Here is a 24451-nt window from a genome sequence, read left to right on the forward strand (position 1 = left end):
CGGCCAGCCGGTCCGCGATCCGCTCCTGGACCTCCGGCGGCTTGTTGCCCGCGCCGGGCCCTTGTGCTTGAAGGCGTCCTTGAGGGCGCCGGCGAGCTGCTTGGGCTTCTCGACGCGGACGCCGTACGCGGAAGCATCAGCGGTTCGACGTCACTTGCCGAGCCACGCGTCGTGGATCGTCAGCTCCGACGAGTTGCCCTGCCTGTCCGTGACCTCGGCGTGGAGGGAGATGCCCGCGTCCTTCGCCGGATTCCTCAGGGAGACCTTGCCCTTCACGACCTTCACGAGCTGCCAGGTCCCGCCGCCGTCGTAACTCACGGACACGGCGAGCGACGAGAGGTTGCTCCCGGCCGCCGCGCCCTGCACGGTCACCGGGACCAGGACCGACACGCCGGCCGGGGCACGCGAGGCGAGGTCGACGGGGGCCGCGAAGCGGACCGTGGACACCGGGAGCGCGGTGGTGGCCGACACCTGCTTCGAGCGGAACGTGAACGTGGCGTCGACACGGGTGGAGGCCGCGGCGACCTTCGCCGAGCGCTCCACGGAGGTCGTCAGCCGGTACTCGGCGTCCGAGGAGTCGACCGTGAAGGGCTGCTGTCCGGTCAGCGGGTCGTTGTTCTCCGCGACCTTGACGCCGTCGCGGTACAGCGTCGACGTGGCCGAGGTGTGCTCCGTCAGCCCCGCGTGGCCCTTGCCGTCGGCGAACAGCGGCAGGGAGCCGACGAGCCGCTGCTCGCCCGTGGCCGGGTCGGCGCGGTGCGGAAGACGCCCATGTCCTCGCCCAGGAGAGGGCCGAAGACGCCCGTGTTGAACGTCTCCTGGTAGGTCGAGCCGGCCTCGTAGCGCTTCGGCCGGACCATCTCGTACGAGCCCTCGTAAGCAGGGTTGCCCCACTGGTCGGGCGCGCCGAACTGGTGGAACCTCGTCATCCAGGAGACGCCGTCACCGGTGGAGACGAGGAAGGCGCGGATCCCCGGCGCCGCCTGGTACGGGGAGAACGAGTTGCCCTCAGGAGCGCCGGGCAGACGGGGATGGGGGAAGACGAGCGTGGTCTTCCCGGGGGCGGAGGTGCCGAGACCGACCTTGAGCGTGGCCAGCTCGTTCGCCTTCACGTGCCGGGTGCAGCCGGTCGCGACCCTGCTCGCCTTGCCGCCGAAGGACACCGCGTACTGGGTGGTGGCGTCCTTGGCGAAGTGCGCGTCCCAGGTCTGCAGGAGCGAGCGTCGTCGAGGACCTTCCCGCTGATCACCTTGGCACCGGGAGCGACGCCCTTGTACGTCCCGCCGGACTTCGCGCCGGTACCGGCGGCGATCGACGCGACGTGGGTGCCGTGTCCGACGCGGTCCACGGCGTCGGGTGAGGCGGAGAAGTTCTTCTCGCCGACGACCTGGGTCCTGAGGTCGTCGTGGGTCTTGTCGACACCGGTGTCGAGGACGGCGATCGTGACGCCCGTCCCGTCGTACCCGGACTCCCACGCCTTGTCGGCGCCGATCTGCCGGACCCCCCGGTCCAGGCTCGCCTTGCGCACCCCGTCCAGCCACACCTTGTCGATGCCGGCGGCGGCGGTGGTGGCGCGTGCGCCGCCCTTCTGCCGGTCCGTCAGCGCGTCCCACACCTTGGCCACGTCGTCCCGCGACGTACGGATGGCATCGGCGTTGAGGGAGGGGAACGTACGCCGCAGTCGGGTGTCACCGGCCGAACGCACCTCGGCCCGTGCGGCGCCGGCGCCCCCTTCGTACCGCACGATCAGCTTGAGCCCGTCGCGGTGGCTCTCGCGCAACCGCGGGTCGGCGAGCTCGGTGACGTCGAAGAGGCGCTGGTCCAGCGTGCCGGCGGCTATCAGACGCCGCGCGTCGGCGGGCACCAGCAGATAGTGGTCCTCGCTCCGCTGCACCTGTACGGGTATGTGCCCTCGGCCCTCGGCGGCCTCGAAGCCCACCACCTGGCCCTTGGCACCGACGAGGACATGGTCGCCCGTGATGAGCTGGATCCGCCGGCTGCCGTCGAAGCGCGGGGTGTCCGGTGTGGCCGTCGTGTTCGAGGCGATCGCTGTCACGGGGCCGGTCATGCCTGCCACGAGGGCCACTGACGTGGCCGCCGCGACGGTGAGGGCGCGTGCTCTGTGCACCTGTGCGCGCAAGTCTCCACCAGGAGATCGGGACGAAGTCGAATGGTCGTCTCCAGCCGTGGGCAGGATGCCGCCCGCCTCTGGTCAGCGCAGTATGGGACGGGATCGACGGCGGTTCGGGAGCGAGGGGACCGAGGCGCGTGAGTTCACGCCATCGTGACGTCCCCGAGTTCGATGGCACGGTGACGGCCGTGTGACAGCGGAGCGATGCTCGTGCGACAGCGGCGCACGGCGACCCCTCCGGATCGCCGTCAGGACCGGGCCCCGCGCGTTTTTCGGCGACCGGCACGGCGACGGCCGGAGCATGTTCCTCCCCTTGGCCCGTATCCGCACCCGTCGGGAACGTCCCTCCGTCCGGGGCGCCGCCCCGCCGTCGTCGCGGGCCGCCGCATTACCCCCGTTCATCAGCCACGCGCAAGCCGCGCGACAAGGAAATCCCGGTCCGCGCACTAGACTGGCGGGCTGTTTGGCGCTGGAACGGAACAACCCGGGCAGACCCGGGCTCCTCCGGCGACCCGGACGTTCCGGGAGCGAGACACGAGGGCCGATGTCAGCCACACCTGAGCGCGGTGAACTCACTCTGCTCGACGACGCGGAGACGTACGGGGAGCCCGGCAAAGCGGCCCGGTTCTCCGCCGGACCCGCCGCCCCGCCCCGTACGCTCGTCGACGTCCTCGACGCGGCCGTCCGGACACACCCCGACGAACTCGCCCTCGACGACGGCACCACGCAGCTGACGTACCGCGCGCTGGCCGCCGAGGTCGAGCGCAGGCGCCGTGACCTCGCCGCCGCCGGGGTCGGGCTCGGCGACCGGGTCGGCGTACGCGTGCCCTCCGGGACCAACGAGCTGTACGTGGCCGTCCTCGCCGTACTCGCCGCGGGCGCCGCCTACGTCCCGGTCGACGCCGAGGACCCGGACGAGCGGGCCGAACTGGTCTTCGGCGAGGCCGCGGTGCGCGCGGTGCTCGGCGCCGGACAGTCCGTCGAGGTCACCCGGGCACCCGAGCCCGGACACGCGCCCGCCGCCCGCCCCGGGCCCGAGCACGACGCGTGGATCATCTTCACCTCCGGCTCCACCGGCGTGCCCAAGGGGGTCGCCGTCACCCACCGCAGCGCCGCCGCGTTCGTGGACGCCGAGGCCGCGCTCTTCCTCGCCGACGAACCGATCGGCCCCGGCGACCGCGTCATGGCCGGTCTCTCGGTCGCGTTCGACGCGTCCTGCGAGGAGATGTGGCTGGCCTGGCGCCACGGCGCCTGCCTCGTGCCGGTCCCGCGCTCCCAGGTGCGCAGCGGCGCCGACCTCGGCCCCTGGCTGGTGGAACAGGAGATCACCGTGGTCTCCACCGTGCCCACCCTGGCCGCGCTCTGGGAGCCCGACGACCTCGGCGAGGTCCGGCTCCTGATCTTCGGCGGCGAGGCCTGCCCGCCCGAACTGACCCAGCGTCTGGTCACCGAGGGCCGCGAGGTCTGGAACACCTACGGCCCCACCGAGGCCACCGTCGTCGCCTGCGCCTCGCTCCTGACCGGTGAGGAACCGATCCGCATCGGGCTCCCGCTGAACGGCTGGGAACTGGCCGTGGTCGACGAGTCCGGCGAGCCGGTGCCCATGGGCGGCAGCGGCCAGCTCGTCATCGGCGGCGCCGGCCTGGCCCGCTACCTCGACCCCGCGAAGGACGCCGAGAAGTACGCCCCGCTCGCGTCCCTCGGCTGGCAGCGCGCCTACCGCAGCGGCGACCTCGTCCGCGCGGAACCGGAAGGGCTCGTCTTCCTCGGCCGCGGCGACGAACAGATCAAACTCGGCGGCCGCCGCATCGAACTGGGCGAAGTGGACGCCGCGCTCCAGGCCCTGCCCGGCGTCGCCGGCGCCGCCGCCGCCGTCCGCACCGCGCGCGGCGGCAACCAGCTCCTCGTCGGCTACCTCGTCACCCAGGAGGGCTGGGACCACCCGGCGGCGGTCGAGCGGCTGCGCGCCGAACTCCCCGCCGCCCTCGTACCGCTCCTCGCGCCGGTCGACGACCTGCCCACCCGTACCTCCGGCAAGGTGGACCGGGACGCGCTCCCCTGGCCCCTGCCCGAACTGGAGACCACCGGCTCCGCCGAACAGCTCTACGGCACCGAGGCCTGGCTCGCCGAGCAGTGGAGCGCGACGCTGGGAGTCGCCGTCACCGGCGCCGCCGACGACTTCTTCGCGATCGGCGGCAACAGCCTCGCCGCCGCCCAGCTCACCACCCGGCTGCGCGCCCGCTACCCGAGCGCGGCCGTGGTCGACATCTACCAGCGACCCACCCTGCGCAAGCTCGCCCGCCACCTCGAGAAGTCCGCCCAGGACGACACCGCGACCAGGACGGTCGCCCCCGTCCCGCTCAGGACCCAGGTGACGCAGTCGCTCCTCCTGCTCCCGCTGTTCACCCTGGTCGGCCTGCGCTGGACGGTGGCGCTCCTCGCCCTCGGCAACGTCCTGCACCGGTTCGGGCCCTACCCGTGGGCGCCCACCGCCTCGTGGTGGCTCGTCGCCGCCGGCGCGGCCCTGCTCTACAGCCCGCCGGGCCGGCTGGCCCTCGCCGCCGGCGGCGCACGCCTCCTGCTGCGCGGGGTCACGCCGGGACGCCACCCGCGCGGCGGCAGCGTCCACCTCCGGCTGTGGACCGCCGAACGCCTCGCCGAACACGTCGGCGCGACCTCCCTCACCGGATCCTGGCTGCAGCGCTACGCACGGGCCCTCGGCGCCAAGGTCGGCCCCGACGTCGACCTGCACTCCCTGCCGCCCGTGACCGGCCTGCTCAAGCTCGGACGCGGCTGCGCCGTGGAGTCCGAGGTGGACCTCTCCGGGCACTGGCTCGACGGAGACCGGCTCGTGATCGGCCCGGTCAAGGTCGGCGCGGGCGCGGTCGTCGGCACCCGCAGCGTGCTCTTCCCCGGCGCACGGGTCGGCAAGCGGGCCGAGGTGGCGCCCGGTTCCGCCGTCACCGGACAGATCCCGACCGGTCAGCGCTGGTCCGGAGCGCCCGCCGTCAAGCTCGGCAAGGCCAAGCGCAACTGGCCCGAGGGCCGCCCGCCGCGCGCCGCCCACTGGCGCGCCGTGTACGGAGCGACCGGCTTCTGCCTGACCGCCCTGCCCGTGCTCGCCGCCCTGCCGGCGTTGCTAGTCGTCAGCCTGTTCGTACCCGCCGAAGCCGCACTCGCCGACGCCCTGCGCGGCGCGCTGACGGCCGTGGCGCCGGCAGCGCTCGCCTTCGGATGCGCGTACGCGCTGCTGCTGCTCGTCTCCGTGCGGCTGCTGAGCCTCGGGCTGCGGACCGGGACCCACCCCACGCACAGTCGGGTCGGGTGGCAGGCCTGGACCGTCACCCAGCTGATGGACCTCTCCCGGGAGACCCTCTTCCCGCTGTACGCGGGACTGATCACCCCCGTGTGGCTGCGGCTGCTCGGCATGAGGATCGGCCGGGGCGCCGAGGTGTCCACCGTGCTCGCGCTCCCGAGCCTGACGACCGTCGGCGAGGGCGCGTTCCTCGCCGACGACACCCTGACCGCCCCCTACGAACTGGGCGGCGGCTGGGTCCGCATCGGACACTCCGAGATCGGACGCCGGGCGTTCCTCGGCAACTCGGGCATGACCGCGCCGGGCCGCAGCGTGCCCGACGACGGTCTTGTCGGCGTGCTGTCCGCCACCCCGAAGAAGGCCAAGAAGGGCAGCTCGTACCTGGGCCTGCCGCCGGTCAAGCTGCCGCGGTCCGCCGCCGCCGCGGACCGCAGCCGCACCTACGACCCGCCCGCGCGCCTCCTGTGGGCCCGGGGCCTGGTGGAACTCTGCAGGCTCGTCCCGGTGTTCTGCTCGGCCGCGCTCGCCGTCCTGACCGTGGCCGCGCTGTGCGCCCTGGCCGCGACGGACGGACTCGGGACCGTGGGGACGGCACTGCTGTCCGGAGTGGTCCTGCTCGCCGCCGGGGCGGCCGCGGCGACGGTCTCCGTCGCCGCGAAATGGCTCCTCGTGGGCCGGCACCGGACGGGGGAGCACCCGCTGTGGAGCGGCTTCGTCTGGCGCAACGAACTGGCCGACACGTTCGTCGAGGTACTGGCCGTGCCCTGGCTCGCCGGATCGGTGCCGGGAACCCCGCTCCTCGCCCTGTGGCTGCGCGGTCTCGGGGCCCGGATCGGCCGGGGAGTGTGGTGCGAGAGCTACTGGCTGCCCGAGAGCGACCTGGTGACCCTCGGCGACGCCGTCACCGTGAACCGCGGCTGTGTGTTGCAGACGCACCTCTTCCACGACCGGATCTTGAGGACGGATACTGTGGTCCTCCGCGAGGGCGCCACCCTGGGCCCGGGCGGAATCGTCCTGCCCGGAAGCACGGTCGGGGCCCGCAGCACACTGGGACCCGCCTCTCTCGTGATGGCCGGGGAATCCGTCCCCGCCGACACCCGCTGGCTGGGCAATCCGATCGAGGCGTGGCGGTCCTGAAGGGGCCACGGCGTACGAGCACAGCGCAGGGAGCGGAAGCGGCAGTGAGCGGCCAGCGGACAACGGCGTCGGACCCGTACTTTCCGGCCAACGGCGATCCCCGATACCGCGTCCACCGGTACGAGATCGCCCTGGACTACCGTCCCGGCCCCAACCGGCTGGCCGGGACGGCCCGGCTGAGCGCGATCGTCGGCCGGGCGCCGCTCGCCGAGTTCGCCCTCAACCTGGCCGAGTTCAAAGTGGGCCGGGTGCAGGTGAACGGACGGGCCCCCCGCTACACCCACCGGGGCGGCAAGCTGCACGTCCGCCCGGCCAAGCCCCTCACCCCCGGCGCCGCCTTCACGGTGGAGGTCCACTGGTCGGGCAACCCCAAGCCGGTACGCAGCCCCTGGGGCGGCCTCGGCTGGGAGGAGCTCACCGACGGCGCGCTCGTCGCGAGCCAGCCGGTCGGCGCGCCCTCCTGGTACCCGTGCAACGACCGGCCCGCCGACAAGGCCTCGTACCAGATCTCGGTCAACACCCCCTCGCCGTACACGGTGGTCGCCGGCGGGCGGCTGCTGACCCGGACGGCCAAGGCCTCCACGACCACCTGGGTGTACGAGCAGACCGCCCCGACCTCCAGCTATCTGGTCGGCCTCGCCATCGGCATGTACCAGACCGTGCTGCTCGGCGACCCCGGCCTCGGCGGGGTGCCGCAGACCGCCCACGTACCGGCGCATCTGCTGCCGGAATTCTCCCGGGACTTCGCCCGGCAGCCCGCGATGATGCGGCTCTTCGAGGAGCTGTTCGGCCCCTACCCCCTGGGCGAGTACGCGGTCGTCGTCGCCGACGAGGAGCTGGACGTGCCGGTGGAGGCCCAGGGCCTCTCGCTCTTCGGCGCCAACCACGTGGACGGTGTGCGGGGTTCGGAGCGGCTCATCGCCCACGAGCTCGCGCACCAGTGGTTCGGCAACAGCGTCACCATCGGCGACTGGCGGCACATCTGGCTGAACGAGGGCTTCGCGAAGTACGCCGAATGGCTCTGGTCGGAGCGCTCCGACGGCCGTACCGCGCAGGAACTGGCGGTTGCGGCACACCGGCTGCTGGCCTCGCAGCCGCAGGACCTGGTCCTCGCCGACCCCGGCCGCAAGCTGATGTTCGACGACCGCCTGTACCAGCGCGGAGGGCTCGCGGTGCACGCGATCCGCTGCGCGCTGGGCGAGGGCCCGTTCTTCCGCATGCTGCGCGACTGGGCCACCGCGCACCGCCACGGCGTGGTGACCACCGTCGGCTTCGCCGCGCACGTGGCCCGCTACGCGCCCGAGCCGGTGGACGGCCTGCTCACGTCCTGGCTCCACGAGCCCGCCCTCCCTCCGCTGCCGACCCCGCGGCCCGGCCACGCGCCGGTTCCGTCCCGCCCCGGGTACCCGCCGACGAACGGCGGGCCAGGGGTCGGCTGACCTCGGGTCGCTACGGCACCGGCGAGGCGGCGGCACGGCTACGAGGCCGTCACGAAAGGGACTCGGGCACGGCCGAACGGCCGGCGGGCACTCTACCCTGAAGGCCGAACCGGGGGGTGCGATGCGGCGTCGGTGGTGGCGGGGGCTGCTGGGCGTGGTGGTGGGGTCGCTGCTCGCGGGGTGTTTCGTCCCGCCGGGGCCGATATTCGGTGACGGTTCGGCGGTTCCCGAAGAGTCTTCGCGCGTGCGGCTGCCGGTGGCATCGGGGTCGGACGGCACGTGGGTGGTGAACAGCCCCGAACCGGGCATGCTCGGCCAGGGCCGCACGATCGCCCGGCGGGCGGGCCCGGAGAGCCGGGGCTGGCGGCTGACGTTGCCCGCCGAGTTCGCGCTGACGTCGCAGCGGCCCGGTGCCGCGCACTCCGCGCTCGTCGACCGCTACAGGGTGGTGCTGGTCGGCGGACGCGACGGGCAGCGGGGGCCGAGCGCGATCGCCGGGATCGACCCGTGGGACGGGCGCCTGGCCTGGCGGCACGCCCTGCCCCCGGGCAGCCAGGTGTTCCTGTACGAGAGGGATGCCGGGACGGTGCTTGTGGCGGAGTGCCGCCCGGGGGCGTGCCGGCTGACCGGCCGGCGGACGTCCACGGGGCAGTCCGTGTGGACGCGGACGGTGCCCGGCGTGTCGCGGGTCCTGGACGCGTGCCGAGCTGACGCGTTCGCCCCGTTCGACACCCCTCGGCGCATGGGCGGGAACCGCTGTCGGCCCTACCTCGTCGGCGCCGGCCGCATCGGCGTTCTCGACCCGGAGGACGGTCGTCCGTACTGGGAAACGGAGCTGCGGCCGCCCGACGGCGTCGACCGGATCGTCGAGGTCGGCGGACGGATCGTCATGGCCACCGCCCCGGCCAGGGGGAGTTGCCGGGTCACCGTCCTCGCGGGGCGGGCGACGGCGGACAACCCCGAAGACCGCGGCTGGCAGCGGACCTTCGTCTGGGACCAGCCCCAGGCCCCGCGCGATCCGCGTACCGGCTGCCGCTGGGACCGCACGCTCCCGCTGACCGTCGGGTACCGCCTGGCGCTGCCGGAAGCCGAGGGGGCTCTCGTCGTCGACCCCCACGACGGCCCCCTGGACCACTCCCCGCGGCTCGCCCCGGGCGAGTACCTGGTCACCGGCGGCGGCTGGGAGGAGATCGTCCGCGCGCCCGGCCGTCCGGACCGGCACCTGTCCGAAGCCGGCCGCCCGGTCCGCCCCGAAGGTCTGAGCCCCGCCGCACGGGCCATCCCCGGCCGCATCTGGCAGGACGGCCGCCGCCTGGTCCTGCTGGACTACGAGGACCGCCCGCTGTGGGAGGGGGAGTCGGACTGCCAGGCCTTCCTGCGCAGTGACAAGGGCGGTGACCTCACCTACTGCGACGGCACCGATCTGGTGACCCTGCGCCCCGTGCGCAAGGACTGACGCGCCGTATCAGGAACAGGTGAGCACGGTCTTGGCGATCGTCGTGCGGGCTTCGAGGGCCGTATGGGCGTCCGCCGCGTCGGACAGGGCGAACCGCTGTCCGATACGGACCCGCAGACGGCCGTCGCGGACCAGCTGGAGCACGGCAGTTCCCCGGCGGAGCAGCTCCGCCCGGTCCTGGATGTGGTGGGTCAGGTTCGGACGCGTGACGAACACGGACCCGGCGGTGTTGAGGCGCTGCAGGTCGAACGGCGGCACCGCGCCGCCGGACTGCCCGTAGACCGCGAGGACGCCGCGCGGGCGCAGTGCGGCGAGGCTCTCGTCGAACGTCGGACCGCCGATGCCGTCGAACACCGCGGCGGCGCCGAGGCCGCCGGAGTGCCGTCGCACCGCCGCGAGCAGCGCGCCCGGCCGGTAGTCGACGACCTCGACGGCGCCGGCGGCGCGCGCGGCCTCCGCCTTCGCCTCGGTCGACGCGGTGCCGATCACCGTGCCGCCGCGCAGCCGCACGAGCTGGGTGAGCAGCGTGCCGACGCCGCCCGCCGCGGCGTGCACGACGACGGTGTCGCCGGCCCTGACCGGGTAGGTGTCGTGGCACAGGTAGTGCGCGGTCATGCCCTGGAGCAGGGTGGCCGCCGCCGTCTCGGGGGCCACTCCGTCCGGCACCGGTACCAGCCGGTCGGCGCTCAGCAGCGCGTACTCCGCATAGGAGCCCGACAGGTTCGCCCAGGCGACGACGTCACCGACGGCGACCTCGCGCACCCCGGGGCCGACCTCCACGACGGTGCCGGCGCCCTCCTGCCCAGGTATGAACGGCACTTCCTGCGGATAGAGGCCGGAGCGGAGGTAGACGTCGACGTAGTTGACCCCGGCGGCGGCGAGCCGTACCAGCGCCTCGCCCGCGCTCGGCGACGGGCGGGGCAGGCGGACGAGTTCGAGTACGTCGGGTCCGCCGGCCTTGCTGACCTGAATGGCTTTCATGACCGGGATCGTAGGACGGTCTTCCACCGCTGATCGAGTGCCGGGCGGTTCAGAAGTCGTCATAGCCGGCCTCCTTCGCGAGGTCGCGGACGAGCGGCAGGACCTTGCGGATCTCGGACTCGTGACGGAGCCACTTGTCCGGGTCGGGAACGGTCTGGGTCATCACGACGGGGAGGTCGCGGCGGCCCCAGGCGTCGGCGAAGGGCAGGTCCACCGCCTCGGCCACGGCCTCCATGGTGGCCACCGGGTCGGTCTGCACGTCCTCGTAGCGGACGAGGACGGAGTTGCCTGTCGGGGCCAGGGCGCGGGCGGCGTCCAGGACGGCCCGGTTGTGGGCCAGCCAGTTCTGCGCGCAGACCTCGGCCAGCGGCAGGTCCACCCAGTCCTGCCAGCCGGGCGGCAGGCTGAGGTTCCACCACTGCTTGCCCCACGGGTACACGTCCGAGTAGCCCTTGATGCGCAGCGGCACCGGCATCGGGTAGGAGAAGAACATCCGCGGGTTGAGCCAGGCGTCCATCAGGGAGCCGATGCTGGTGCGCGGGTCGCGGACGACGAAGACGTACCGGGCGTCCGGGTAGAGGGCCTGCAGGAAGGGGATCCGGAAGCAGGACTGGATGCTCTTCTCCACCAGCCGGATCCCGTCGGCGAGTTCGGCCTCGGTGGGGCGCGGGCCGCGCGGCGGGAAGCAGAACGGGGTGATCTCGTCGAGCTCGCCGCCGTCCCGTGTGGTGGGCGGGCCTACCGGCACGTCGCCGGGGAAGCGCTCCTGGAGGGCCTTGAGCGGTACGTCGTAGTAGTGCGGCTGGAGGCCCTGGGCGCTGATGAAGTCGAGGAAGTCGAGCTTGTCGCCGACGGACCACTCCGCGCCGGGCTTGCGCGCGGCGGCGAGCAGGTCGGCGTTCAGCTGGGCCGCCACCTCGGGGGTCGCGTCGGAGGCGTCCAGGGCGTTGGACTGCCAGCCGCGCCGGCTGGGGTGCAGGCCGTCCCGCTCCCAGATCGGCTTGCCTTCGCGGCCGATGCTCCAGACGTGCTCGCTGCGTTCGACGAGACTGCGGACGAGGCTCGTACCGGAACGGGGATGGCCGACGATGAAGATGGGCTGCTTGAGCATGACGGAGCTCGCTTTCGTGAGGAGGCGGGTTCACGCGGGAGGCGGGGGTATCACTTCGGCCAGCGAGCGGACCTGACGTGCCGGTTCGCGAGCCCGGCCGCGGTGATCACGGCCTGGACGCCCGCGATCAGCGCGATGGCGCCGGTGACACCGAGGAACTGCAGGGCCAGACCGCCGGCCAGGGAACCGAGCGGGGATCCGGCGCCGATGACGGTGATGGTCGCGGCGATGGCACGGCCGCGCCGGTGGTCCGGGGTCTGCCGGAAGATCATGATGTCGACGAGGATCTTCAGCGCCGGCAGCCCGAGTGCCGCCAGGGTCAGCATGGCGAACACCCAGACCGGGCCGAGCGGGAGAGCGAGGAGGGCCACCGCGACCGTGGTCAGCGTGGACGCGGAGAGCAGCAGCGCGCCGGGGCTGAGCAGCCGGTTGAGCCGCGGCACCAGGGACGAGCCGACGAGCATGCCGACGGCGGTACCGGACAGGGCCAGACCGATCGTGCCCGCGGAGTGATGCTGGTCGCGCAGGGTCACCATCACCATGAGGATCGCGGCGGTGATGCTGAAGTAGAAGACGCTGATCAGGAGCAGCGCGGACCGGAGGAGCCGGTCACCGAACAGGTCGCGCAGTCCGGAGAAGGCGGTGACCAGCGGCGCGAGCGCGCTCTTCTTCTCGTCGCTCACCTGCTCGGTGACGGCCGCCGCCTTCGGTACGCGGACGGCCAGGGCGCAGACGAAGGAGATGACGAAGCCGGCGATCGCGGCGACGAACGGGAACGTACGGGAGACCAGGTAGAGCGCGCCGCCGAGGGGCGGACCCGCCAGGGCGGCGGCGCCACTGCGCGCCTCGTCCTGGCTGAGCGCGGCGGTGAGTTGATGGTCCGGCACCACGGCGCGGATCAGGAGCATCCGGGCCGGTGCGCCGAAGGCCGTACCGGCGCCGAGGACGATCGCGGCCAGGATCAGAAGGGCGAAGTTCGCCCGGCCGGCCACCAGAATGAGGACGATGAACGCCAGAGTGAGCGCGCGGACCGCCTCGGAGATCAACAGGATGCGGCGCCTGTCCCACCGGTCGACCACCACGCCGGCCGGCAGTCCGACCAGGAGGGCGGTGCCGATCTGGGCGAAGCCGAACAGCCCGGCCAGCGCGGGCGACCCGGTCAGGGACATGATCAGCAGGGGATAGGCGACCTCCACGGTTTCGAGGCCGAGGTTGGCCGCGGCCGCCCCGATCCAGAGAATCTGGAAGCGTCGGTTGCGACGCAGAGGCATGGACGTGGTGGGAGCTTCGCTATCACGGTCACGTAAGCGTTCACTCATGCGTGAACGGTAGCATGCAAGTGAATGGTTCGCTATGAGGAAACGGAGATGGGTCAATGGCTGACGATGCCGACGCGATGGCGGTCGTCCGGGAGGTGGACGACGTGGAGACGCTGAAGGCCCTGTCCGACCCGCTGAGGTTGGCGATTCTCCGCACGATGATGAGCGACGTGCGGGGTTCGCACCGGGTGAAGGAGATCGCCCAGCTCCTCGACCAGCCCCCCACCCGGCTCTACCGGCACATCAAGGTGCTCGAGGCGGCCGGCCTGATCAAGGTCACGCAGACCCGGATGGTCTCCGGGATCCAGGAGAGCCAGTACCAGGTGGCGCAGTTCGCCCTGCGGCTGAGCCGCGATCTGCTGGCCGCTCCGGGCAACGCCGGCGAACTGGCCGACGCGTTCGCCGCGGCGCTTAACGACTTCCGTGACCGGCTCGTACGGGACATCATCAGCGGCCGCTTCCAGCCGGGACCGGGGCCGGACGCGGAGCAGGCCGCGGCGAAGCCGGACCCGCTCGGCCCGATGGTGGTGGCGCTGGACCGTCGGCTGTCGCCGGAGCGGGCCACCGAGTTCCGGTCCCGCCTGTCCGCGCTCATGGAGGAGTTCAACCGGCCCGACGACGAGGAGAACGCCGTGGTGCCGGTCGAGTTCCTGCTGATGTTCTGGGCGCCCAAGGAGCCCGCCGGGGAGCCGCCCGCGTAGCCGCGTCATCCACGCGGACATGACGACGACCGCGCCGAGACGCTGTTTCCGGCGGCTCGGCGCGGTCGTGGTCCTTTACGGGAAGGGTCTCTTCCCGGGTCCGACCGTCAGCTGTTCAGGACGGCCTACCTGGTCGCGATGAAGAGCCGGCCGCCGGGGAACCGGTGCGGCACGCACCGGGCCTGGTCGAAACCGGCCTGCCGGAAGCGCGCCAGCCAGTCCTCCTCCGGAGGCAGCGCCACGTTCATGAACCCGGCGTGCAGGTAGGTGAAGAGCGCGCTGAACCTGCGCTCGCGCTCCGCCGGAGCGTTCGGCACCGAGTCGGTGATCGCCATGATGCCGCCGGGGCGCAGCGCCTCCCGGCACCTGCGCAGCACCCGGTCGAAGACGTCGCTCTCCTGCACGATGTCGTGGAAGACGAAACCGGCGTGGATGACGTCCGCACCTGCCACCGGGGACGGGTCGTCGGCGACGGACTGGATCGGCCGCTCCACCACCTCGAGACGGTCGCCGACGCCCGCCGCCAGCGCCGCGCGGGACGCCTCCTCACAGGCACCGGCGCTCATGTCCAGGGCCACCCCGGTGCTCTCCGGCAGCCGGCCGAGCAGGTCGATCAGCAGACCGGCGGCGCCGGCGCCGAGGTCGACGATCCGCTTCGGCCGGACGGCGAGGATCGCCTCGGTGGCGGCCGGGTAGAAGCTCTGACTGCCGATCCACCGGGAACTGACCGCCACCTCACGCCCGTTCCGCCGGAACCGCGAGGCGGCGCCGGCCGGGTCGCGCAGGAACGCGGCGGGGTTCTGGAGGTACGGCTGGTTCGCCCGCAACGACCAGGTCAGGTAGCCGGACTCGTGGATCCGGTCGGCGAAGTCGTCCGCGATCCGGAACTCCTTGACGCCGGTCGGCACCAGCAGCGCCGCGGCGACCAGCGCGGACAGGAAACCGCCCATGCCCTCTTCCGGTACGTCCGCGGCCACGGCCAGCTCGGCCACGGTGACCGGCTCGCCGCGCTCCAGCAGGGGGACGATGCCCAGCCGGTCGGCCATCTCCAGCAAGGCGGCGACGGCGGCGAGATCGGCTGCGGTCTCCGGGGGACTGATGCTTGACATCGCGCTCTCCCACTCCAATTCGACGATCATCTCGAGTTCCACGGTGCCGGGCCGGAAGGGTGTCCGGCCGGCGGGCGCGGCACCGTCGGCGCCGTGCCGGTCTTCGGTCCCGCTGCCACCGGGTGGCAGGGGAGAGCGGGTCGGGCGGCGCGCGCGAACCGGTCGGGTCCGTCGAGGTCCGCGCCGCCCGGCACACCGGCGGGGTGCGGCCGGTGCCGGCCGTTCGGGTCGGCACCGGTACGCGGATCGTTCGCCCGTGGCCTCACCGGGGATCCGCTTCCCCGCCGGCCGGGCCGGTGCGCCGGCGGAGTTTCGGGCGGGTGCGGTTCGTGGCCTCGCCGAGGCGTGCGGCGAGTGCGGCGACCGTCGGGGCCTCGAAGAGCACGGCCACGCTGAGGCTCGCGCCGAACCGGGTACGCACCCGGTTGAGCAGTCGGGTGGCGAGCAGGGAATGGCCGCCGAGGTCGAAGAAGTTGTCGTGCACGCCGACCCGCTGTGCCTTGAGGATCTCGGCGAACATCGCGCACAGCGCGGTCTCCCGTTCGTCCCTGGGCGCCACGTAGGCCGTGTCGGACGCGCTCGGATCCGGAGCCGGCAGGGCCTTCCGGTCCACCTTGCCGTTGCCCGTCAGCGGCAGCCGGTCCAGCGTGACGAAGACGCTCGGCACCATGTAGTCCGGCAGCGTCCGGGCGGCGTGCTCCCGTACGGCGGCCACGTCCACGTCCGCCGGCACGAGGTAGCCGATCAGGCGTTCGCCGTCCGCGGTGACCGTCGCGTGGGCCACGTCCGGGTGGCCGGTCAGGGCCGCCTCGACCTCCGCCGGTTCGATGCGGAACCCGCGGACCTTCAGCTGCGCGTCGACGCGGCCGTCGAACTCCAGCACCCCGTCGGGCCGGTAGCGGGCGAGGTCGCCGGTGCGGTACATGCGCCCACCGGCCGGGCCGTACGGGTCGGCCACGAACCGGGCGGCCGTCACGTCCGGCTGACGCGCGTACCCCCGGGCCAGGCCGGTCCCGGTCACGTACACCTCACCGGGTACCCCGGGCGGCACCGGCCGCAGACGCTCGTCGAGCAGATACAGGCGGGTGTGGTCCATCGCCCGGCCGATCGGCACCGTACGGGCCGGCGCCGTGGCGATCGGGTGCCAGGACGAGATGACCGTGGTCTCCGTGGTGCCCCAGGCGGCGGCGACCGCGGTGTCCGGCGCGACGGCCAGCAGGTCCGCGACCGACGTGGGCGACACCACGTCACCGGCCACCCAGACGAGGTCCAGCGCGGCCAGCGCCGGTCCGGCCTCGGCCACCATCAGGTTGAACAGCGCGGAGGTGAAGACCGCGGTCGTCGCCCGCCCGTCGACGATGGTGCGGGCCAGTACCTCGGTGTCCAGGTCGCCCTCGGGTGCGATCACCACCCGGCCGCCGGTCAGCAGGGGCAGCCAGATCTCGAACGTGGACGGGTCGAAGGACGTCGGCGAGTGCATCAGCGTGTCGGCCGGCCGCAGTCCCTCCCAGGCCCGGTCGGCGACGAACTCGGCGACGCTGCGGTGCGAGACGCCGACCGCCTTGGGCGTGCCGGTCGATCCGCTGGTGAACATCGTGTACGCGGTGCGGTCCGGGTGGGTGGTGGTCCTGGGGCCGTGCTCCTCGGTACCGGGGGAGGGCGTGACGACCGTGACCCCGGTCAGCTCGGTGGGCCCGTCGGTGACGAGCAGGGCGGCCCGCATGTGGTCGACCATCCGCTGCTGACGGGCGAGCGGCGCGGACTCCGGCAGGGGCAGATAGCCGCCGCCCGCCTTGACGACGGCGAGGACCGTCACCAGGTAGTCGATACCGCGCGGCTGACGCACCGCCACCGGATCGTCCGGCCCGCAGCCCGCCGCCACCAGCGCGTGCGCCAGATGGTTGGCGCGCCGGTCGAGGTCCCGGTAACTGATCGACCGATCGCCCTCGACCGCGGCGATCGCGTCCGGAGCGGCGGCGGCCCTCCGGGCGAACAGGACGGCGAGGTCCTCCTCGACGACCGGCCGCGCGGTGTCGCGAGGGCCCGACAGCGCGGCCCGTCGTTCGGCCTCGGAGAGCAGGTCGATCCGCCCGATCGGCGCGTCCGGATCCGCGACGGCCGCGCTCAGCACCCGCAGGAGGCGGTCCAGCAGAGCGGCCACCGTGTCCGGGTCGAACAGGTCGGTGCGGTAGCGCACCTCACCCGTGATGCCCTCGGGCACCCGGCCGTCCCCGAGGTGCTCGACGAAGCTCAGGTTGAGGTCGAAGTCCACCGGACCGACCCGGATCGCCTCGACCGCCCCCTCGGCCGGCGCCGGCGACACGTCCACGCCGGACAGCGCGAAAGCGGACTCCGTGTTGTTCTGCAGCACCAGCATGGTCTGGAAGAGGGGGTGCCGGCTCAGCGTGCGGGCCGGGTTCAGCGCGTCGACGACCCGGTCGAACGGCAGCTCCTGGTGCGCGTAGGCGGCCAGGTCCACCTCCCGTACCCGCCCGAGGAGTTCACGGAAGCTCGGGTCCCCGGCGGTGTCGGCCCGCAGGACCAGACTGTTCACGAAGCAGCCGATCAGATGGTCGAGGCTGTCGTCGCTTCGCCCCGCGACCGCGGTGCCGATGGGGATGTCCGTGCCCGCGCCGAGCCGGGTGTACAGCGTCGCGAGGGCGGCGTGCAGGACCATGAACAGCGTGGTGTGGGTACGCCGGGCCAGGTCCAGCAGGCCGGCGTGCAGCGGAGCGGGCAGGGTGACCGGAAGCAGCGCGCCGCGCAGGTCCGAGGAGTCCGGCCGGGGCCGGTCGTAGGGGAGTGCTAGCTCCTGCGGGAGCCCGGCGAGGCGCTCGGTCCAGTACTCCGACAGGCGCTCCCCGGCCGGCCCTTCGAGCAGGGCCCGCTGCCACAGCGTGTAGTCGGCGTACTGCACCGGCAGCGGGCGCCAGACCGGCGCGTCACCACGGACGCGGGCGGCGTACGCCTGGGCGAGGTCGTGGGTCAGCGGGGCGAGGGACCAGCCGTCACCGGCGATGTGATGCATGAGCAGCAGCAGCGTGTGCCGGTCCGGGCCGGTGCGGAACAGGTGCAGCCGCAGCGGCAGGTCGGTGGTGAGGTCGAACGGGTGGAGGGCGGCGGCCGTCAGCTCCCGGTCCAGGGCGGCGGCCGTCAGCTCCTCGTCCAAGGCGGCGGCCGTCGGCTCCCGGTCCGGGGCGGCGGGGTCCACCGGGGCGACCCGCAGCACCTCGTCCGGGTCGGCCTTCTCCAGGATCTGCTGGCAGGGCGCCCCGTCGACCTCGGGGAAGCGGGTACGCAGCGTCTCGTGCCGCTCCAGCAGATCGCCCACCGCGGCGCGCAGCTCACCGACGTCCAGGGCCCCGTCCAGGCGCAGCACGAGAGGCCAGCCGAGACCGTTCCACCGGGACAGGAACCACAACCGCTCCTGCGTGTAGGACAGGGGCAGCGGCGAGGGCCGCTCGGCAGGCAGCAGGGGGCCGTGCGTGGGGCCGGCCCCGGTGCCGGCGCCGAGCCGTGCCCCGAGTGCCGCCGCCGTCGGGGCCTCGAACAGGTCCGCGATGCCCAGGTCCGCTCCCAGGTGGGTGCGGACCCGGTTGACCAGGCGGGTGGCGAGGAGCGAGTGGCCGCCGAGGTCGAAGAAGTTGTCGTGGGCGCCGACCCGGGACCTGCCCAGCAACTCGCCCATGAGCGCGACGAGGATCTCCTCGGCGGGGGTGCGCGGCGCCGTGTATCCGGTGCCCGTCTCGAACTCGGGCTCCGGCAGGGCCCGCCGGTCGACCTTGCCGTTGCCGGTGAGCGGCAGCCGGTCGAGGACGACGAAGGCGCTGGGCACCAGATAGTCGGGCAGCGCGGCGGCGACCCGGTCCTGTACGGCGGCGACGTCCAGTTCGGGGCCGCTGGGCACCAGATAGGCGACGAGCCTGCGGTCGCCGGCGCGGTCCTCGTGGGCGGTGACGAACGCCTGCCCGACGCCCGGCAGGGCGGTGAGCGAGGACTCGACCTCGGCGGGTTCGACCCGGAAGCCGCGGATCTTCACCTGGCCGTCGGCCCGGCCGACGAAGTCCAGGGTGCCGTCGTTCCGCCATCGGGTGATGTCACCGGTGCGGTACATCCGGCTGCCGGGCGGTCCCCACGGATCGGCGGTGAACCGTTCGGCGGTCAGGCCGGGCTGGCCCGCGTACCCGCGCGACACCCCGGAACCGGCGATGTAGAGCTCGCCCGGGACCCCGGCCGGCACCGGCTGGAGCCGGCCGTCGAGCACGTACAGCCGGGTGTTGTCCATCGGTGTGCCGATCGGCACCCGGCCGGGCACGGCCGGCGCGTCGGACATCGAGAACCGGGTGGAGCAGGTGGTGGTCTCGGTCGGACCGTACAAGGCCCTGACCGTCAGGCCGTCATGGCGGTCCAGGATCCGGCCGACCGCCGCGGGCGGCACCACGTCGCCGCCGGTCAGGATCTCCCGGATCCCCGCGAAGCAGTCCGGGTTCTCCGCGAGGGCCGCAAACAGGCCGGAGGTGAGCCAGATCCTGTCGACGCCGTACGCGGTCACCGCGCGGGCCAGACCGGCGTCGTCGAGGATCTCCTCGGGAGCCACCACGACCGTGCCGCCGGTCAGCAGCGGTGTCCAGATCTCGTGCACCGACGCGTCGAAACCGGTGGCGGAGTGCATCAGCACCGTGCCGCCGGCCCGCCAGAGCCGGTCGCGGACGAACCCGGCGGTGTTCCGGTGGGTCAGGACGACGGCCTTGGGCGTACCGGTCGAGCCGCTGGTGAACATCACGTAGGCGGCCTGGTCCGGGTGCGGTGCCGGGCGCGGCGGCTCGGGCGACTCGCCGTCCCCCGGTGCGAGGACGGTCAGTCCCGCCAGGTCGTGCGGCCGGTCGGTGACGAGCAGCGTGGCGTGGACCTGGTCGGCCATCTGACGCAGGCGGCCGGCGGGGGCCGTCGACGGCAGCGGCAGGTACGAGGAACCCGCCTTGAGCACCGCGAGCATGGACACGATCAGGTCGGCCGAGCGGTCCTGCAGCAGCGCTACCGGCCGGTCCGGGCTCGCACCGGCCGCGACCAGCCGGTGTGCCAGGTGGTTGGCCCGCCGGTCGAGCTCGGCGTAGGTCAGGGTGAGGGAACCGGTGACCGCGACCGCGTCGGGGGCCGCCGCGGCGCGCGCGGCGAACAGCTCCGGTATCGACGCGTCCGGCAGCGGCCGCGCCGTGTCGTTCCAGGACCGGAGGATGGTGTCGCGCTCGTCGCCGTCGAGCACGTCGAGCCGGCCGAGACGCTGGTCGGGGTCGGTGACGACGGCCTGGAGGACGCGGACGAACCGGTCCGCGAGCGACCGCACCGTGTCCGGATCGAAGAGCCCGGTGCGGTAGACGATCTCACCGACGATGCCGTCGGCGGCGCTGTCCCGCCGGTAGGTCTCGGTGAGGTTCACGAAGAGGTCGAGCTGCGCGGCGGACGGCGTCGACCGGACCACCTCGACGTCCAGGCCGGTCAGTTCGAAGTCGGCGTCCGCGTTGTTCTGCAGGACCAGCATCGTCTGGAAGAGCGGGTGGCGGCTGAGCGCGCGGGCCGGGTTGAGCGCCTCGACGACACGGTCGAAGGGCAGGTCCTGATGGCTGAGGGCGGCCACGTCGTCGGTCCTGACGCGTTCCAGGAGCTCGCGGAAGGTCGGGTCGCCTTCGGTGTCGGTGCGCAGCACCACGTTGTTGACGAAGAAGCCGATCAAGTCGTCGAGCTTGTCGTCGCCGCGCCCGGCGACCACGGTGCCGATGGGGATGTCGGTGCCCGCGCCGAGCCGGGTGAAGAGCGCGGCCAAGGCGGCGTGCAGCACCATGAAGAGCGTGGTCCGGCTCTGCTGGGCCACGGCGAGCAGACCGGCGTGCAGCGAGTCGGGTATCCGCAACGGGAGCAGCTCGCCGTCGTGGTCGGCGCCGCCGGGGCGGGGCCGGTCGTAGGGCAGGGCCAGTTCCTCCGGGAGCTCCGCCAGGTGGTCGCTCCAGAACGCCGTCATCTGATCCTGGTACGTCGCGGTGAGCAGGTCGCGCTGCCAGAGCGCGTAGTCGGCGTACTGCACGGGCAGCGGCTGCCTGGCCGGCGCGGTGCCGGCCACCCGCGCCGCGTACGCGGCGGCCAGGTCCTGGGCCAGCGGCTGCATCGACCAGCCGTCGCCGGCGATGTGGTGCAGGACCAGCACCAGCACGTGCCGTTCCGGCGCGGTGCGCAGCAGCCGTACCCGTACCGGCACGTCGGCGGTGATGTCGAAGGGCTCCCGGCAGAAGGTCCGTACGGCCTCGTCCAGGTCGGCCTCGGCCACGTCGAGCACAGGGACCGGATCGACGGCCGGCACGTGGGGAAGGATCCGCTGGTACGGCTGTCCGTCCCGCTCGTCGAAGACCGTACGCAGCGACTCGTGCCGCACCATCAGGTCCTCGACCGCGGCGGCCAGCGCGGCCCGGTCCACCGGACCGGCCAGGCGCAGGACCACCGGCAGGTTGTAGGTCCAGCCGAGCGGATCCATCCGGTTGACGAACCACAGGCGCTGCTGGGCCCAGGACAGCGGGACGCGTTCCGGTCGCGGGGCCGCGGCCAGGGTCGGCGCCTCCTGTCCGGCGGTCTCGGCGACGGTGGCCGCGAGGCCCGCGATGGTGGGCGTGGCGAACAGCGCGTCGAGCCCGAGCCGGACGCCGAAGGCGCCCCGGATCCGGTTGAGCAGGCGGGTGGCGAGGAGCGAGTGGCCGCCCAGGTCGAAGAAGTCGTCGTCGATGCTGACCCAGGCCCGGTCGAGCAGCTCGGCGGCGAGTTCGCAGAGCAGTTTCTCCCGCGCGTCACGAGGCGCCCGGCCGGAGACGTCGCCGCGGAAGTCGGGTTCGGGCAGCGCCCGCCGGTCCAGCTTGCCGCTCGCTGTCAGCGGCAGCGCGTCGAGCACCACGAACGCCGAGGGCACCAGGTAGGACGGGAGCCGCTCCTTGCCCCAGTCGCGCAGAGCCGCGACGAGCAGCCCGCGACGGCGGGTGGCGATGGGGTCGTTGGTGAAGCCGGTGAAGTCCGTGGAGCCCGTAGAGCCGGTGTGGCCGGTTGAGCTGGTGGCCCTGGTGGCCCTGGTGGCCCTGGTGGCCCTGGCGGACCCGGTGGGGTCGGTGGACCCGGTGGGGTCGCGGTGCAGGTACACGCCGTCCAGTGCCTTCGGGCCGTCGGCCGCCGGGAACAGCACGTCGAGCAGGTCCGGGCCGTCCGCGGACCAGGTGACCACGGCGGTCCGTCCGTGCGTCGCGGCGAGAGAGTGCCAGTACTCCGGGTCGATCCCGTCGGCCGGCCCGTCGAGCGCGGCGCGTGTGGCCTCCACCGGTGCGACCGCCCGGACCGCTCGCGCGGCGGCGACCTCACCCGCGACCCGGGCGTTGCGCACCCCGGTGAGCCGCAGCGCGGCGCCGCCGGCCAGACGCGCGGCCAGGTCCTCGGGACCCTGGACGTCGAGTCCCCAGCTCAGCGCCGGGACGGCCGACAGGTTCTGCGCATCGGTGCCGGCCTTGTGCAGCACCGCGTCGTAGCGGTGCTTGGTCAGTTCGTTGTGGTCGGCGCCGCGCTTGAGCCGTACGTCGACCGCGCCGGCGCCGACGGTGCCGAAGAGCCCCGGGTCGATCAGGAGCTCCTTCTCCAGGGTCACCGCCTGTTCGATCTCGCGGCGCAGCGCCTCGGGTTCCGGGTCGTGGTCGAGCTGCCCGAGCCGGACGCCCGTCCACATGCTGTCCACGAGCGGCAGGCACCGGACGTCTCCGACGAGCAGCCGGCCGCCCGGCCCGAGCAGGTCGAGGAGCTTGGCGAGGACGTCCCGCAGGTACCGCTCGTCGGGGAAGTACTGCACGACCGAGTTGATGACGATCGTGTCGAAGTGGCCGCGCGGCAGGCCGGTGGTGTCGTCGGCGGCCTGGACGCGCAGGGTGACCTTCTCGGCGGTGCCCGCTTCGCCGGCGAGCCGGTCGCGCAGCCCCTCGATCGCGGACGCCGAGTAGTCGGTGCCCCAGTACTCGTCCACCTCGCCGACGAGCGGCGTCAGGATCAGGCCGGATCCGACGCCGACCTCCAGGACGCGCCGTGGCGCGAAGCTCCGTACGCGGGTGACGAACGCCTCCCGCCAGCGGGCCATCTGCTCGACCGGGATCCCCTCACCGGTGTAGGTGGAGTTCCAGCCGGAGAAGTCGGCCCCGAAGGCGGCGCGGTCGGACTCGTCGTAGAAGGTGTCGTAGATCTGCTGCCACTCGTCGACGTGCCGTTCGGCGTTGCCGTCGTCGGTGTCCGGTGCCTGCGCGGCGACCAGATAGGCGGCGAGCCGCTTCTCGCCGGCCTGGTCCTCGTGCACCAGGACCCGCGCCTGCTCGACCGCCGGGTGTCCGGCGAGGACCGCCTCGATCTCGCCCGGTTCGATGCGCAGGCCGCGGATCTTGACCTGGTCGTCGGCCCGGCCGCAGTAGGCGAGCTGTCCGTCCGGCAGCTGCCGCACCAGGTCGCCCGTGCGGTACATCCGGGTGCCCGGCGCCCCGAACGGGTCGGCGACGTAGCGCTGCGCGGTGAGCCCGGCGCGGGCGACGTACCCGCGGGTCACGCCGCCGCCTCCGCTGTACAGCTCGCCGATCTCGCCGGGAGGCGTCGGGCGCAGCGCGTCGTCCAGGACGTACAGGTGGGTGGCGCCGGACCGGGAGCCGATGGGCGGTGCCTCCGAGCCGGGCACGAGCGGGGCCGAGAGGGTGATCGCCATGCTCGTCTCGGTGGGACCGTAGCCGTTGATCATCCGGCGGCCGCGGCTCCAGGTGTCCACCAGGCGCGCGCCGCACGCCTCGCCGCCGACCATCAGCGACCGCAGCTCCGGCAGTTCGGCCGCCGGTACGGTCGCCAGGACCGACGGCGGGACGAACGCGTGGGTGATCCCGTTGTCCGCGAGGAACGCGGCCAGATCCTCGCCGGCCAGGGTGTCGGGGGGCGACACGACAAGGGTGCCGCCCGGCGCGAACGCCAGCAGCACCTCGATGATCATGGCGTCGAAACTGGGCGAGGCGAGCTGCGACACCACGGAGCTCGGGCCCGCCGCCATCCGGTCCACGAGGTCGGCGGCGAACGGCGGCACTCCCCGGTGCGGTACGGCGACGCCCTTGGGCCGGCCCGTCGAACCGGACGTGTAGATGACGTACGCCAGGGACAGTGGACGGTCCACCGGGTCAGGGGCGGTCACCGGCTCCTTCGCCGCCACGGCCAGCAGCTCCGGCAGCGACAACTGGGCGGTACCGGGGGTGTCCGGCAACCCGGTCACCGTCGCGGCCGTCAGCAGGGCGCGGGGCGCGCTGTCGGCGCACATGAAGGCGATTCGCTCGGCCGGGTGATGGATGTCGACCGGCAGGAACGCGCCGCCGGCCTTGCCGACGGCGAGCATGGCGACGATCAGATCGGCCGAACGGGGCAGCGCCAGCGCCACCACGTCGTCGGCGCCGATCCCGCGACCGCGCAACACATGCGCCAACTGGTTCGCCAGCGCGTCCAGTTCGGCGTAGCACAACTCCACCGGGCCGCAGCGCAGTGCCGGTGCGTCACCGCGACTCGCCGCGTGCCGGGCCACCAGACCGTGCAAGGAATCGGGCAGGTCGGTATCGGCAGACGGCAAGCACTCCGGCGAAAACGGCATCGCGGCCCTCCATGGTCAATATGTGCCGGTGGTCCCGTGCGGGGTGGCTCATGATGGGCGGACGGAAAGTGGTGC

At 73.2% G+C, this 24451-nt stretch carries 11 protein-coding genes and 1 pseudogene; 4 read left to right on the forward strand and 8 right to left on the reverse strand.

Annotated features, from left to right (window positions below):
- Positions 1–150 precede the first annotated feature (150 nt).
- The 3 genes and pseudogenes from ACWFR1_RS35480 to ACWFR1_RS35490 all read right to left on the reverse strand — a co-directional run.
- The gene (locus tag ACWFR1_RS35480) at positions 151–543 is read right to left on the reverse strand and encodes a hypothetical protein (RefSeq protein WP_453558859.1); all 393 of its coding nucleotides are present in this window, start codon (positions 541–543) and stop codon (positions 151–153) included.
- Positions 544–674: 131 nt separating this feature from the next.
- On the reverse strand, positions 675–1112 hold the full coding sequence (locus tag ACWFR1_RS35485; protein WP_453558862.1) for a hypothetical protein: 438 nt from the start codon (positions 1110–1112) through the stop codon (positions 675–677).
- Between the two features lie 107 nt (positions 1113–1219).
- A pseudogene (locus ACWFR1_RS35490) lies at positions 1220–2068 on the reverse strand (S8 family serine peptidase); the annotation flags it as partial.
- 607 nt (positions 2069–2675) lie between these two features.
- Between ACWFR1_RS35490 and ACWFR1_RS35495 the strand changes: the two are divergent.
- The 3 genes from ACWFR1_RS35495 (at position 2676) to ACWFR1_RS35505 (ending at position 9479) form a co-directional block, all read left to right on the forward strand.
- On the forward strand, positions 2676–6584 hold the full coding sequence (locus ACWFR1_RS35495) for a Pls/PosA family non-ribosomal peptide synthetase (protein WP_453558863.1): 3909 nt from the start codon (positions 2676–2678) through the stop codon (positions 6582–6584).
- A gap of 44 nt (positions 6585–6628) precedes the next feature.
- Positions 6629–8023 (forward strand): M1 family metallopeptidase, encoded by a 1395-nt coding sequence (locus tag ACWFR1_RS35500; protein ID WP_453558865.1) that lies wholly within the window; start codon positions 6629–6631, stop codon positions 8021–8023.
- A gap of 244 nt (positions 8024–8267) precedes the next feature.
- Positions 8268–9479 (forward strand): hypothetical protein, encoded by a 1212-nt coding sequence (locus ACWFR1_RS35505; RefSeq protein ID WP_453558868.1) that lies wholly within the window; start codon positions 8268–8270, stop codon positions 9477–9479.
- Positions 9480–9488: 9 nt separating this feature from the next.
- Here the strand turns inward: ACWFR1_RS35505 and ACWFR1_RS35510 are convergent, their stop codons facing one another.
- The 3 genes from ACWFR1_RS35510 to ACWFR1_RS35520 are packed head-to-tail and all read right to left on the reverse strand — an operon-like array spanning position 9489 to position 12842.
- Entirely contained in the window at positions 9489–10460 is a 972-nt protein-coding gene (locus tag ACWFR1_RS35510) for a quinone oxidoreductase family protein (protein ID WP_453558871.1), read from the reverse strand.
- Between the two features lie 49 nt (positions 10461–10509).
- Positions 10510–11571 carry a sulfotransferase family protein gene (locus tag ACWFR1_RS35515; RefSeq protein ID WP_453558873.1) on the reverse strand — a complete coding sequence of 354 codons (1062 nt, stop codon included), beginning with the start codon at positions 11569–11571 and terminating at the stop codon, positions 10510–10512.
- A 50-nt stretch (positions 11572–11621) separates the two neighbouring features.
- Positions 11622–12842 (reverse strand): MFS transporter, encoded by a 1221-nt coding sequence (locus tag ACWFR1_RS35520; protein WP_453558876.1) that lies wholly within the window; start codon positions 12840–12842, stop codon positions 11622–11624.
- 104 nt (positions 12843–12946) lie between these two features.
- On the opposite strand from ACWFR1_RS35520, the gene ACWFR1_RS35525 reads away from it, so the two are divergent.
- Complete coding sequence (locus ACWFR1_RS35525; RefSeq protein WP_453558879.1) at positions 12947–13591, forward strand: helix-turn-helix domain-containing protein; 645 nt, start codon at positions 12947–12949, stop codon at positions 13589–13591.
- A 125-nt stretch (positions 13592–13716) separates the two neighbouring features.
- Here the strand turns inward: ACWFR1_RS35525 and ACWFR1_RS35530 are convergent, their stop codons facing one another.
- Positions 13717–14700, reverse strand: a complete 984-nt coding sequence (locus ACWFR1_RS35530; RefSeq protein ID WP_453558881.1) for a class I SAM-dependent methyltransferase — start codon at positions 14698–14700, stop codon at positions 13717–13719.
- Between the two features lie 262 nt (positions 14701–14962).
- On the reverse strand, positions 14963–24355 hold the full coding sequence (locus ACWFR1_RS35535; RefSeq protein ID WP_453558884.1) for an amino acid adenylation domain-containing protein: 9393 nt from the start codon (positions 24353–24355) through the stop codon (positions 14963–14965).
- Positions 24356–24451: the final 96 nt, after the last annotated feature.

The sequence above is a fragment of the Streptomyces sp. NPDC055103 genome (assembly GCF_053607625.1).